The organism is Flavobacterium sp. (assembly GCF_040383245.1).
GTDB lineage: Bacteria > Bacteroidota > Bacteroidia > Flavobacteriales > Flavobacteriaceae > Flavobacterium.
The window spans coordinates 67745-79946 of record NZ_JBEIDX010000010.1 but is presented as its reverse complement, the minus strand read 5'-3'; the positions used below and the strand labels follow the sequence as shown (position 1 = coordinate 79946).

Genomic DNA, 12202 nt, shown 5'->3' with positions numbered 1-12202 from the left:
CAGCTGTTTTAGTAGATCGCAATCACAAAAAATATCCAGTTAAAGCTGATTTTAAAGGCATCTCGTTATCTACTTCATTACTTGAGCATGTAAGAGTTGTTTTTGATGAAAACGGACAAAACACAGCTTATTTAAGCTAAGATTGACATTATATCTGTAACTGTTTCATCGATTGATTTACCATCTACAGCTACTTTGTATTCAGCTTGATTGTAGTAATAACTGCGATCAAACAAATGTTTGGCGATAAACTCTTGCAATTCAGCTTCTGATTTATTAGCTACTATGGGACGTTTACTTTTATTGTGAGATAATCTATTAAACAATGTTTCTACTGATGCTTTCAAATAAATAGAAGTAATTCCCTCACCTTTTAACAATTCATGATTATTGGCATAACAAGGTGTACCTCCACCTAAACCAATGATTTGATTTTCGGATGTAGCGAGCAATTCGACAAAAACATCGTGTTCTAATTTTCTAAAATAGACTTCTCCAAAAGTTTCGAAAATTTGGTTAATTGTCATTCTTGCTTTGACTTCAATACTTTTATCTAAATCGACAAATGGAAGGTGTAGTAAACCTGAGAGTTTTTCGGCTATTGTTGATTTGCCACACCCCATATATCCTAATAATATAATTTTTTTCATTGGAATAAAACCTTACAGATTAAGGCGTTAAGGACTTTTGTTTAAAAAAGACAAATTTATAATAAAATAGCTTTGAAATATCAAAAATAAGGCCTTATATTTGCACCCGCATTCAAGAAATGAAAATGACTCGATAGCTCAGTTGGTAGAGCACATCACTTTTAATGATGGGGTCCTGGGTTCGAGCCCCAGTCGGGTCACAAAAAAAGTCGAGCTACAAGCTTGACTTTTTTTATTTATGGCCACGTGGAGAAATTGGTAGACTCGCCATCTTGAGGGGGTGGTGTTGCAAGACGTGTCAGTTCGAATCTGATCGTGGTCACGATAAACAAAAAGTCCAAAACAATGTTTTGGACTTTTTGTTTAAATAAATACATAATTAATTTTCGTTTTGTTCACTTTTTTTATTACTTTTGTTAAACAAAAAATTAGCCATGAGTAATGTAAAGAATACTTTTAGTATTAAAGACCTAGAAAATCTAACTGGGATAAAAGCCCATACAATCCGTATTTGGGAAAAAAGATACAATGTATTAGAGCCACTTCGAACCGATACCAATATTCGTTATTATGATTTAAAAGGGTTACAAAAAATACTTAATATCACCCTTTTACACGATTATGGCTATAAAATCTCCAAGATTTCAAAGTTATCTCCCGAAAAAATTCCCCAATTAGTAAGTGAAATAGTCTCAAATAAAAGCGCCAAGAATCATGCGATTAGCTCTTTTAAAATGGCGATGATGAACTTTGATCAAAAATTATTCCTAGATACTTATAATAATTTGCTTTCTGAAAAATCATTTAGAGAAGTATTTTTTGAAGTATTTATTCCGCTAATGGAAGAAATTGGATTTTTATGGCAAGCAGAAACAATTAGTCCTGCGCACGAACATTTTATTAGCTATTTAATTAAGTTGAAAATTTGGGTAAACACCGAAAAAATTCAAAACAATGTTCCTACCAAGGAGGATAAAATATTTGTTCTTTACCTTCCTTCGGATGAAGTTCATGAGCTAGGGTTGATGTATCTTAATTATGAAATCATCTTAAGTGGATACAAATCTATTTACCTTGGTGAAAGCGTTCCTGTAGATAGTTTGAAAGATTTAAAAAAATATTTCAACAACATTGTATATGTTTGCTACACTACGGTAGAGCCTAATAAAGAATTTCTTGACTCTTATTTGGACGAAGTTAAAGAACAAATATTAGAAAAAGATTCTAAAATTTGGTTCATCGGCAGAAATGCCCAAAACATAGATGAAAAATTACGCAACGAAACCGTTCGCGTATTTCAAAACATACATGAATTTGTAGAGGAATTATAATTCCATTCCCATTATAAAATGAATAAAGACATCAAAATCATAGGTTCTGGATTTTCTGCATTGGCGGCAAGCTGCTATTTGGCACAACAAGGAAACTCAGTAACTATTTATGAAAAAAATGACACCATAGGCGGAAGAGCAAGGCAGCTAAAGAAAGACGGATTTACATTTGATATTGGTCCAACATGGTACTGGATGCCCGATGTTTTTGAACGATTTTTTGCCGATTTTGGCAAAAAGCCTTCTGATTATTATGAACTAATTAAGCTTTCACCTGCATACCAAGTGTATTTTGGGGAACTTGATTTTGTTACCATTGCCGATAATTTACCAGAAATTGTTACCACTTTCGAATCCATCGAAAAAGGAAGCGGAGCCAAGTTACAAGCCTTCATGAAAGAGGCACAAAGCAACTATGATATTGCCATTAAAGACTTGGTTTATCGTCCAGGAGTTTCTCCAATGGAATTGGTAACCGTAGAAACTGCATTGAAAGTAAATCAGTTTTTTGGCAACATTTCTAAAGACATTCGCAGACGCTTTAAAAACAAAAAACTAGTTCAAATACTTGAATTTCCAGTATTGTTTTTAGGAGCCAAACCTTCTGACACGCCCTCATTTTATAGCTTTATGAATTTTGCTGATTTTGGTTTAGGAACATTTCACCCAAAAAACGGAATGTATTCAGTAATACTAGCTATGGAAAAATTGGCTAAAGAACTTGGCGTAACCATTCACACTAATTCTAATATTGAAAAAATAGAAGTTGAAAATGGCAAAGCCGTTGGAATTGTTGTTAACGGAAAATATATTACTGCCGATGTAGTACTTTCAGGAGCAGATTACCACCACTCTGAAACTTTATTGGATATAAAACACAGAGCCTATTCTGAAAAATATTGGGATAAAAAGACCTTTGCTCCTTCTTCACTTCTATTTTATGTTGGATTGGATAAAAAAGTAGAAAATGTAGAACACCATTCTTTATTTTTTGATGTAGATTTTGATGTTCATGCGCAAGATATTTATGATAATCCTAAGTGGCCAGATGAACCTTTATTTTACGCAAGTTTCCCCTCAAAAACCGATACGAATTCAGCTCCATCCGGAAAAGAAGCAGCTATATTTTTAATTCCTCTTGCTCCAGGATTAGATGATACTCCTGAATTAAGGGAAAAATATTTTGATAAAATTATTACCCGTTTGGAAAAATTAACTAAGCAGGAAATAAAAAATAATATTATATTTATCGAATCTTTTTGCGTTAATGATTTTATTAAGGACTATAATTCATACAAAGGAAATGCCTATGGAATGGCAAATACGCTGTTACAAACTGCATTTTTAAGACCTAAATTAAAAAGTAAAAAGGTGAAAAGTTTATATTTTACAGGGCAATTAACTGTACCAGGGCCTGGAGTTCCTCCAGCATTAATTTCTGGAAAATTGGTTGCCGATTTAATAAATAAAAATTGGTGAAATTTTAGATAAATATGAAATCATTATTTGATACCGTCTCATTTGAATGCAGTAAAAATGTAACTCGTGCCTACAGCACTTCGTTTACTTCTGCAGTAAAAATGCTTGCTCCTGCCATTAGACAGGACATTTATAATATTTATGGCTTTGTGAGATTTGCCGATGAAATAGTTGATTCTTTTCACGATTATAACAAAGAAGAATTATTTGATTTATTCGAAAAAGATTTGGCCGCTGCATTGGAAAACAAAATTAGTTTGAATCCAATATTAAACTCGTTTCAACATACCGTTCACAAATTTCATATTCCTGAAGATTTAATTGCGGCTTTCATGAAAAGCATGAAAATGGATTTAGTAAAAACAAATTATAATACCGATGCAGAATACAAAGAATACATATACGGATCGGCAGATGTAGTTGGGTTAATGTGTTTAAAGGTATTTGTGAATGGTGATGACACGAAATATCAAGAATTAAAAGAAGGAGCTATGCGATTGGGTTCTGCTTTTCAAAAAGTTAATTTCCTAAGAGATTTGAAAGCTGATTACGAAGATTTAAGTCGAACTTATTTTCCAAATACAGATTTGACAAAATTGGATGAAACTTCAAAACAAAATATAATTTCTGAAATTGAAGCTGACTTTGAAGCAAGCTACCAAGGAATAATTAATTTACCAATTGAGGCTAAATTTGGAGTTTACACTGCTTATATTTATTATAAAAAGTTACTTTCCAAATTAAAGAAAACTCCCTCGGCAGAAATAAAAAACACTAGAATTCGAGTTTCTGACTATCAAAAAATGCAATTATTTGCAAAATGTTATTTTAGTTATAAATTAAATACAATATAGATTTACATAATAATGGCAATTCAAATTTTAGTTTTTTTAGCAACTTTTTGCATCATGGAATTTATGGCTTGGTTTAGCCACAAATACATAATGCACGGATTTCTTTGGGTACTACATGCAGATCACCACAAGAAAGATCACAATTCTTGGTTTGAAAGAAATGATGCTTTTTTTATTTTTTATGCGGTTGTTAGTGTTGGCTGTTTTTTGCTTTGGCAAAAAGGTATTTTTGAGCTAGGAATTGCGGTAGGCTTAGGAATTTTCGCCTATGGATTTGCTTATTTTATGGTGCATGATATTTTTATTCACCAACGATTTAAATTATTCAGAAACGCTGACAATAGATATTCTCGTGCCGTTCGTAGAGCTCATAAAATGCACCATAAGCACATTGGTAAAGAAGATGGAGAATGTTTTGGAATGCTGGTCGTTCCTTTTAAATACTTTAAAAAATAAAAAAATCCCGATGAAACCATCGGGATTTTTTTTTATTAATTAGTTTTAATAATTTTCCAAAGCTTTGATACAGCCCATATTTCTGCTGTAGCTAATACAATTAAAGCAAAAGTGTTTGCTGTAACACCGTCTAGGTTGAGACCCACAATGACATCACCAAGTTCAATAAAAACTCTTGAAATAAGTGAAATAAAAAGCCAATTTGGTTTATTGTAAACTACAGAAATAAATAAAGCAAGTACACTTCCTAGAATACGAACACCTGTACTTTCAAAGCCAAATTTAGCGGAATAAGTGTCTAAATTGGCATTTGGAAAACTAAGTGCTGGGTTAAAGGTATAAACATAAAAAAAGAATAAGCCAGCGCCAATTAATAACCAGGTAAAAATTTTAACAGCAGTTGGAATAGATTGTGTTGCAATTGAAATTTGATTTTTCATTTCATTAATTTTAAATTATTATTAGTTTTAGAAGACCAATAAATTAATTTAAAAGTAGATTTGGGAATCTTACAACAAACGGAATAGGTATATCAAAAAGGCTTTGCTTATTTTTTACTTGCTTTTTTTAATTCAGCGCCGCCAGGTAATTTCATTTTATCGGTTAAGGCTGAAATCTCATTTAAATCAAAACTTCCAGTAATTGACATCAATACGCTTTCGTCTTTTCCTGATCCATCCATAAAAAGCAACAATTCTTTTACTTCACTTTCTGAAGCGCCCGGTTTTACATATATTTTTACCAATTTTCCGTTTTCATTCATTTGCATTAACTCACTCAATCCAGCAGTTTTTGAGTAATTATCTGCTTCAATTTTCATGTCACTGCTTTTCTTATCGCTCGAAGTAATGAAAACTTTTAAGTTATCTAATTTCTTTATCAAATTAATATATTGCTGCGTTTCTTTATCATTTGCTTCAACATTACTCAACATTGAAAACATCTTTTTATTCACTAAAATCGAATTAATATCTTCTTGATTTTCGAATTTATCAAAAGCTGATTGCCCAAAAAAAGCATTAGAAAATAATGCCAATACGATAATTACTATTCTATTTATGATCATGATTTCTATTTGTTATGTGAATAATTGAATCATTCAAAAATACAGAAACAAAATAAATGGTGTTATAAAAAAAGGTTAAAGTTTAAGGTTTAGTCCTATATTAAAGTTTCTGCCTCGAGTAGAATAGCCGCTATTTTCAGTGAAATCCTGATTAAATACATTGGTTACATTTCCAAAAACATTAAATCGATTAGAAATAACTTCAAATTTTACTAAGGCATTCAATAATTGGTAGGAACCCAATTTTGCAGGAACAACTTTATATAAATTTCCATCATAAAAAGTATCATTTCTGTCATCTACATAATGATAATTGACATTAAAAAACAATCTTTTTGTTGCCGAAAAATCAATTGAGGCATTCACTTTATGCTTCGGAATTAATCGATTTAATGCTTCATCAACTTGTGTAAATGTATAATTTATATTGCAATTTAAATTAGATGTAAACGAATATTGTAGCGTTGTCTCTACCCCTTTTGCTTTATTTAAACCTTCAATATTGGAATATTTATAATTTGCATCAGAACCTATTGAATTATTTTGCTCTCGATAAAATCCGACAGCATTTATGGTAAGTTTCCTGTTGAAAAATAAGGCTTCAAATCCCGATTCAATTGTGGTATTTTTTTCAGGCGTTAATGAAGCCGTTCCATATTCGGAATATAATTGATACAAACTCGGGGTTACAAATGCGGTGCTATAGGATGCCAAAAGCTTTAAAGGAATCTCCTTTCCAAAATTAAAGGATGGATTAATATTATAAACCACTTGATTTCCATACTGGCTGTGCATATTTATTCGTGCTCCAGCATTAACATTCAAACCAAAATCAGAACTATAAACACCAGAAAAATAAGGGTCTATCATATTAAATTTGGATCCTTCACTAGTCAATTCGCCATAAGGCGTTTGTGTATTCATATCGAAAAATTGATAATTTAATCCCGTAATGATTATAAATTCTTGATTAAATTTATATTTATTAAATCCATCAACTGTAACGCTTCTTGATTCATATTTTGAGTTATCTATCTCATTTGTCCAAGAATTCCATTCTTGATAATTGCGCTCAATTTTACTAAAACTTGAATTCAAATTAAATTCTCCTTTAGCATAAATAAATTTTGGTGAAAACCCAAAACGAAACTGCTCCGTTTTCGATTTATTCAAATCGGTGTCATTCAAACCCGTATTATCAAACTGATAATCATAATCATTATTTACTTTATCATAATTTCCAAAGAAATTTAATGTCAATTTATCTGATGCTTTAATTCCAATTTTAGACAAATAATTAATTCTAGAAAATCGGTCTTTATCATAATTCGAATCGGAATTTGGTTCTGCAATTTGAGACATTCCGTTAGTTTCGGTACTATTCAACGATACCAAATAATTCACTTTATCAATCGTTCCATTTACCGAAAAACCTTGATTAAAATCTTGACCGTTATATTTATGATTAGAAGCTGTATTATTTGTGCCAACACTAGAATAAATAAGAGTTTCAATTGCTTTTTTACTAGATTTCTTCAATGTAATATTTATCACTGCTGTGGCAGCACCCGATCCATAAAGGGTACTTGCAGCGCCTTTCATGATCTCGATGCTCTCAATTTGATCAACAGGAAGCAAACGCAAATCATATTCATGACTAATTCCGGAAGCATCTGTCACGGGATTTCCATCAATTACAATCAATACTTGTTGGTTTTTTCCGCCTCGAATGTAGTAACCAAGGTTTTTACCATTGGCCGATTGGGCTCCATTAATTTCAACTCCGGTAACAGAATTTAGAATACTGGCTAGGGATTGACCTGATTTTTTTTGGAGTTCAGCAGCGGTAATTTTGGTGATTACCTTCCCCGATTTTTCTTTGCTTTGAGAAAATTTAGTATCCGAAAACACTACTTCATCCAATTGTTTTACTTTAATTGAATCGTTTACTTGAGCATAGCCACAAGTGGTCGCCAATGCAATACACGCACTGAAACGAATGAAATTTTTGTTCATTTTTTTGGTTAGTACTAATTTACTAATAATGGGAGAAAAGCACAGAATTACCCATACCCAAACCTTTTTTCCCGAAAGTTTGATACTCAATGTAAATGGCAGGTCTCCTGGCTCGCGTCTTATTGTTGGCCTTCCCATTCGCCGTGACGAAAAGTGACATCGTAGATAACAACAAGCTTTTTAGCATACAGTTGCGGGTACAGCGTAAGATTTTTGATTTTTGAAACTAGATTCAATCTTCAATTACTTCCTTCCCTTTTAATGTTCCTCTGAAATTGATCAAAGTCACAACCGAAATACAAGTACAAATGTAGATTTTTTAATTCCATTAGACAAACAAATTATTTACCAATAAATTAGTGTAACTTCGTATTTGATTTGAACTTCACTTTATGAAAAAGTTGTTTCTATTATTATTGTTTTCAACTAACTATTTTTCAGCGCAAAATACTGCCGTTGAGATTAGATTAGTCAATCAAAATATTGGCGCTCCTTTATTTAATGGGACATTTGGCAATACAACTGAGTCAAATGATGTTGGGCTAAATCAAATATTACAAACCCACAATGTTTATGGATACATCCTTAAAGAAGGCCATCTGTATCCTCCATTTAATGGAAGACATGTAGAAATGTGGTGTAATAACTGCAATTATTCCCAACTTACCGCCGATCTTTTAGCCTATTCTAATGTGGTTGTAAAAGCAAGAGTAACAACTAATGCCAGTCCTTTTAGCGATAATTTATTACTTCAAATTGCCACTATTACTATTGGAGTTCCAACAGGAGTAACTAACGGTATAATTGAAACCAATGATGCCGGATTGAATCAAATATTTCAAAATTATTCTGTTTACTATTATGAACAATACGCTCCATCGTCAAGCAATATTGATTTACTTAGATATTACAAGGTGGTTTGTGATTGCGATAATGTAGCACTTAAAAATGCTTTAGATAATTACACTTCTGTAATAAGCCAAACAGAATTTCCTTACCCTGTTTATCTTTTGAATTCTCCAGAATTTGAAAAACAAAATATTAAAATTTCTCCCAATCCATTTTCGAATCATTTCACCATTCAATCTGAGGAGACAATTTTGAATTATTCACTTATGGATATTACTGGAAAAGTATTGATTTCAACGTCAAATAAAAATGATCTTGACCTTATTTCCTCTCAACTTAATTCTGGAATTTATTTTTTAAACCTTCATTTAGAAAATAAAAAAAATTCTTGTTATAAATTGATTAAAGAGTAATTAATCATATAAGTGATTTGAAAAATTGTTACTCTTCAAATAATTCTCTAGCACTATTTTGTAATAACATTGTTTACTTTTGCAAAAAATAAATCCATGGCTCGTTTTTTAAAAATCATTTTATTGGTAGTGCTAGCTTTTCCATTCTTGCAATGCAAAAAGGAAGTTGACCAGCAAAAAAATAACATTCCAAAAAATGAAATTCATTATGCAAAAGGATTTTCGATACTAAATCACGAAGGCTATTCTGTCATCACCGTTTCAAATCCTTGGCCAAAAGCAAATAAATCGTACACTTATATTCTAAAAGAAAAAAACGGAATTGTACCCGATAGCTTAAAGCAGTTTCTTGTTATTTTGGTTCCTATTAAAAATATTGTGGTGACTTCTACAACCCACATTCCTTCATTAGAAATGCTTGGGGTTGAAAAAACTCTAGTTGGATTTCCGAATTTGAATTACATATCATCCGAGAAAGTTCGCTCCTTAATTGATGCTAAAAAAGTAAAAGAGCTTGGAGCAAATCAAGCTTTAAATACTGAAGTCCTTATTGATTTACAACCAGATGTGATTATTGGATACGGATTAGATAACAACAATCCAACGCTGGATAACCTGTTAAAAAATGGTTTAAAAGTGCTTCTTAACGGCGACTGGAATGAGCAATCTCCGCTTGGAAAAGCCGAATGGATCAAATTCTTTGGCGCTTTATATGGCAAACAAGAATTGGCCAATTCCCTTTTCTATAAAATCGAAAAAGACTATCTACACACATTAGAAATTGCTAAAAGAGCCTCCTCCCATCCTACTATTTTAGCTGGAGATATGTATGAAGACAAATGGTATTTACCACAAGGAACTAGCTGGGGTTGTCAATTATTAAAAGAAGCGCAAGGCAACTATTTATGGGCAAAAACCAAAGGAACGGGCAGTCTTTCCTTATCATTTGAAACCGTATTAGAAAAAGGTAAAAATGCCAATTTATGGATTACTTCGGGGCAATTTGGTTCGCTTCAAGAAATGCTGGATACCAATCCGCATTATGCTCAATTTAAAGCTTTTCAAAATAAAAATGTTTTCTCTTTCAGTGGAAGAAAAGGAAAAACAGGAGGTGTTTTATATTATGAATTGGCTCCAAATAGACCGGACATCGTTCTGAAAGACATCGTTAAAATTCTGCACCCAGAATTATTGACAGGATACAAACCTTTCTTTTTTGAAAAGTTAAAATAAAACACAATCTTTGTAGTTCACAAGTCGCAAAATGTTCTCAACCAGAAATAATTATCTTTTTTCTTTACTCTCTTTGCTATTACTTTTAGCATTGTTCCTGAATATTTCATTGGGACAAGTTGCCATACCTATTAAAGAAGTTATTAAAAGTTTATTTGGTTCCACAGCAAGCAAAGAAACTTGGGAGTACATCATCGTTAACTTTCGATTACCTAAAGCAATCACTGCAATATTAGTTGGTATTGGTCTTTCTATCAGTGGATTATTAATGCAAACTTTATTCAGAAATCCACTTGCAGGACCTTATGTTTTAGGACTTAGTTCGGGATCTAGTTTGGGAGTTGCTTTTGTGATTTTGGGTGCTGGTGCTTTACCTTCGGTAATTTCTACTTTTTTATTATCTTCTTACGGAATTATTTTAGCCTCCTGTTTAGGAAGTTTTTCGGTGCTTTTATTAGTCTTGTTAATTTCCAAATATTTGAGGGACACCATGACTATATTAATTGCAGGATTGATGTTTAGTAGTTTTGCTGGAGCTATAGTTTCGGTGTTGACCTATTTTAGCACAGCAGAAAAATTGCAAAAATTTACCTTTTGGAGCATGGGAAGTATTGGGAACCTGTCTTGGCAAAACATCTTCATTTTATCTATTGCAGTAACACTTGGATTGCTATTAAGCCTATTTTCATTAAAAGCTTTAGATGCTTTACTTTTAGGAGAAAACTACGCTAAGAGTTTAGGATTAAATCTAAATAAATCGAGAAGAATCATAATTTTTGCAACAAGTATTTTAGCTGGTAGCATCACGGCATTTGCAGGCCCTATCGCCTTTGTAGGATTAGCAGTACCGCATTTAGCTAAATTACTTTTTCAAACGAGTAACCACCGTATTTTATTTTGGAGCACGATTCAAATTGGAGCCATAATTATGCTTTTTTGCGATATGGTTTCTCAAATGCCCGGTCTTGATTTTACACTTCCAATTAACGCAATTACTTCTATAGTTGGAGCTCCAGTTGTAATTTGGCTGTTGGTTAGAAAAAATCGATTACTCTAAATTAATTAAATGAACACTAATAACAACTTGCTGACTTCAAAAGACCTATCGATTGGATACAAATCCAAGTCGAGCGAGCATGTTATTGCAAAAAACATTAATATAAACCTAGAAGCAGGTAAATTAATTGCTTTAATTGGAGAAAACGGAATTGGAAAATCAACTCTACTAAGAACCCTTTCCGGACTTAAAAAACCGCTATCTGGCTCGGTTTATTTGAATGAAAGAAACTTAACTGATTTTAGCCAAGTAGATTTAGCTCAGAATTTAAGTTTGGTATTAACCGAAAAATTACCCCCAAGCAATTTGACCGTTTTTGAATTAATTGCTTTAGGAAGACAACCTTATACCAATTGGATAGGAAAATTAACCGAATCCGATTTAGAAAAAATAAACCAAGCAATAGCTTTAACTCAAATTGAACATTTAGATCAAAAAAAATACTACGAAATTAGTGACGGGCAGTTTCAAAATGTATTAGTTGCGAGAGCACTAGCGCAAGATACTCCACTAATTATCTTGGACGAACCTTCAACACACTTAGATTTGTTTCACAAAGTAGTTTTGTTTAAATTATTGAAAAAACTAGCTTCAGAATCAAATAAATGTATTCTTTTTTCTACACACGACATTGATTTGGCAATTCAATTATCTGATGAAATGATTGTAATGACAAAGGAAAATGTAGTCCAGGATCAACCTTGTAACTTAATTTCTGAAGGGATATTTGACACCCTTTTTATGGATGAGAATATAAAATTTGATAGCGAAAAAGGGCGTTTTATGATTCGCTAGTTA

The 12202-nt window shown here is 32.2% G+C and carries 12 protein-coding genes, 2 tRNA genes, 1 pseudogene and 1 riboswitch; of the genes and pseudogenes, 11 read left to right on the top strand and 4 right to left on the bottom strand.

Annotation, left to right across the window (positions count from 1 at the left end; translation table 11 throughout):
• Positions 1–140: pseudogene (locus tag ABWO08_RS06150) on the top strand (phosphoribosyltransferase); the annotation flags it as partial.
• On the opposite strand, the gene ABWO08_RS06145 reads toward ABWO08_RS06150, so the two are convergent.
• Positions 132–650, bottom strand: a complete 519-nt coding sequence (locus tag ABWO08_RS06145) for a shikimate kinase (protein ID WP_353084345.1) — start codon at positions 648–650, stop codon at positions 132–134. The pseudogene ABWO08_RS06150 and the gene ABWO08_RS06145 sit on opposite strands and share 9 nt — an antisense overlap.
• A gap of 127 nt (positions 651–777) precedes the next feature.
• On the opposite strand from ABWO08_RS06145, the gene ABWO08_RS06140 reads away from it, so the two are divergent.
• The 6 genes from ABWO08_RS06140 (at position 778) to ABWO08_RS06115 (ending at position 4770) form a co-directional block, all read left to right on the top strand.
• A tRNA-Lys gene (locus ABWO08_RS06140) sits at positions 778–850 on the top strand.
• A gap of 40 nt (positions 851–890) precedes the next feature.
• Positions 891–972, top strand: a tRNA-Leu gene (locus tag ABWO08_RS06135).
• 112 nt (positions 973–1084) lie between these two features.
• Positions 1085–1981 carry a MerR family transcriptional regulator gene (locus tag ABWO08_RS06130; protein ID WP_353084343.1) on the top strand — a complete coding sequence of 299 codons (897 nt, stop codon included), beginning with the start codon at positions 1085–1087 and terminating at the stop codon, positions 1979–1981.
• 18 nt (positions 1982–1999) lie between these two features.
• Positions 2000–3460, top strand: coding sequence for a bifunctional phytoene desaturase/3,4-desaturase (crtID, locus tag ABWO08_RS06125; RefSeq protein WP_353084341.1), 1461 nt, complete (start codon positions 2000–2002; stop codon positions 3458–3460).
• A 14-nt stretch (positions 3461–3474) separates the two neighbouring features.
• Complete coding sequence (locus ABWO08_RS06120) at positions 3475–4314, top strand: phytoene/squalene synthase family protein (RefSeq protein WP_353084339.1); 840 nt, start codon at positions 3475–3477, stop codon at positions 4312–4314.
• Between the two features lie 12 nt (positions 4315–4326).
• Positions 4327–4770 carry a sterol desaturase family protein gene (locus tag ABWO08_RS06115; protein ID WP_353084337.1) on the top strand — a complete coding sequence of 148 codons (444 nt, stop codon included), beginning with the start codon at positions 4327–4329 and terminating at the stop codon, positions 4768–4770.
• Positions 4771–4805: 35 nt separating this feature from the next.
• Here ABWO08_RS06115 and ABWO08_RS06110 read toward each other — a convergent pair whose 3' ends face one another.
• The 3 genes from ABWO08_RS06110 to ABWO08_RS06100 form a co-directional block, all read right to left on the bottom strand.
• Positions 4806–5210, bottom strand: a complete 405-nt coding sequence (locus ABWO08_RS06110) for a hypothetical protein (protein WP_353084335.1) — start codon at positions 5208–5210, stop codon at positions 4806–4808.
• Positions 5211–5317: 107 nt separating this feature from the next.
• Positions 5318–5836 carry a GFO_1090 family protein gene (locus ABWO08_RS06105; RefSeq protein ID WP_353084333.1) on the bottom strand — a complete coding sequence of 173 codons (519 nt, stop codon included), beginning with the start codon at positions 5834–5836 and terminating at the stop codon, positions 5318–5320.
• A gap of 75 nt (positions 5837–5911) precedes the next feature.
• The gene (locus ABWO08_RS06100) at positions 5912–7852 is read right to left on the bottom strand and encodes a TonB-dependent receptor plug domain-containing protein (protein ID WP_353084331.1); all 1941 of its coding nucleotides are present in this window, start codon (positions 7850–7852) and stop codon (positions 5912–5914) included.
• A gap of 80 nt (positions 7853–7932) precedes the next feature.
• A riboswitch (cobalamin riboswitch) is annotated at positions 7933–8164 on the bottom strand.
• An 80-nt stretch (positions 8165–8244) separates the two neighbouring features.
• On the opposite strand from ABWO08_RS06100, the gene ABWO08_RS06095 reads away from it, so the two are divergent.
• The 4 genes from ABWO08_RS06095 (at position 8245) to ABWO08_RS06080 (ending at position 12199) form a co-directional block, all read left to right on the top strand.
• A complete protein-coding gene (locus ABWO08_RS06095; protein ID WP_353084329.1) occupies positions 8245–9114 on the top strand; it encodes a T9SS type A sorting domain-containing protein in 870 nt (289 codons plus the stop codon).
• A gap of 96 nt (positions 9115–9210) precedes the next feature.
• Positions 9211–10347, top strand: a complete 1137-nt coding sequence (locus ABWO08_RS06090) for an ABC transporter substrate-binding protein (protein WP_353084327.1) — start codon at positions 9211–9213, stop codon at positions 10345–10347.
• Between the two features lie 31 nt (positions 10348–10378).
• Positions 10379–11404 carry an iron chelate uptake ABC transporter family permease subunit gene (locus tag ABWO08_RS06085; RefSeq protein ID WP_353084325.1) on the top strand — a complete coding sequence of 342 codons (1026 nt, stop codon included), beginning with the start codon at positions 10379–10381 and terminating at the stop codon, positions 11402–11404.
• Between the two features lie 9 nt (positions 11405–11413).
• A complete protein-coding gene (locus tag ABWO08_RS06080; RefSeq protein ID WP_353084323.1) occupies positions 11414–12199 on the top strand; it encodes an ABC transporter ATP-binding protein in 786 nt (261 codons plus the stop codon).
• Positions 12200–12202: the final 3 nt, after the last annotated feature.

Excerpts from the sequence above, each read along its gene's own strand:
- ABWO08_RS06095 (WP_353084329.1), top strand. The coding sequence starts at position 8,245 with ATGAAAAAGTTGTTTCTATTATTATTGTTTTCAACTAACTATTTTTCA.
- ABWO08_RS06115 (WP_353084337.1), top strand. The coding sequence starts at position 4,327 with ATGGCAATTCAAATTTTAGTTTTTTTAGCAACTTTTTGCATCATGGAA.
- ABWO08_RS06100 (WP_353084331.1), bottom strand. The coding sequence starts at position 7,852 with ATGAACAAAAATTTCATTCGTTTCAGTGCGTGTATTGCATTGGCGACC.
- ABWO08_RS06090 (WP_353084327.1), top strand. The coding sequence starts at position 9,211 with ATGGCTCGTTTTTTAAAAATCATTTTATTGGTAGTGCTAGCTTTTCCA.
- ABWO08_RS06120 (WP_353084339.1), top strand. The coding sequence starts at position 3,475 with ATGAAATCATTATTTGATACCGTCTCATTTGAATGCAGTAAAAATGTA.
- ABWO08_RS06110 (WP_353084335.1), bottom strand. The coding sequence starts at position 5,210 with ATGAAAAATCAAATTTCAATTGCAACACAATCTATTCCAACTGCTGTT.
- ABWO08_RS06130 (WP_353084343.1), top strand. The coding sequence starts at position 1,085 with ATGAGTAATGTAAAGAATACTTTTAGTATTAAAGACCTAGAAAATCTA.
- ABWO08_RS06085 (WP_353084325.1), top strand. The coding sequence starts at position 10,379 with ATGTTCTCAACCAGAAATAATTATCTTTTTTCTTTACTCTCTTTGCTA.
- ABWO08_RS06105 (WP_353084333.1), bottom strand. The coding sequence starts at position 5,836 with ATGATCATAAATAGAATAGTAATTATCGTATTGGCATTATTTTCTAAT.
- ABWO08_RS06145 (WP_353084345.1), bottom strand. The coding sequence starts at position 650 with ATGAAAAAAATTATATTATTAGGATATATGGGGTGTGGCAAATCAACA.
- crtID (WP_353084341.1), top strand. The coding sequence starts at position 2,000 with ATGAATAAAGACATCAAAATCATAGGTTCTGGATTTTCTGCATTGGCG.
- ABWO08_RS06080 (WP_353084323.1), top strand. The coding sequence starts at position 11,414 with ATGAACACTAATAACAACTTGCTGACTTCAAAAGACCTATCGATTGGA.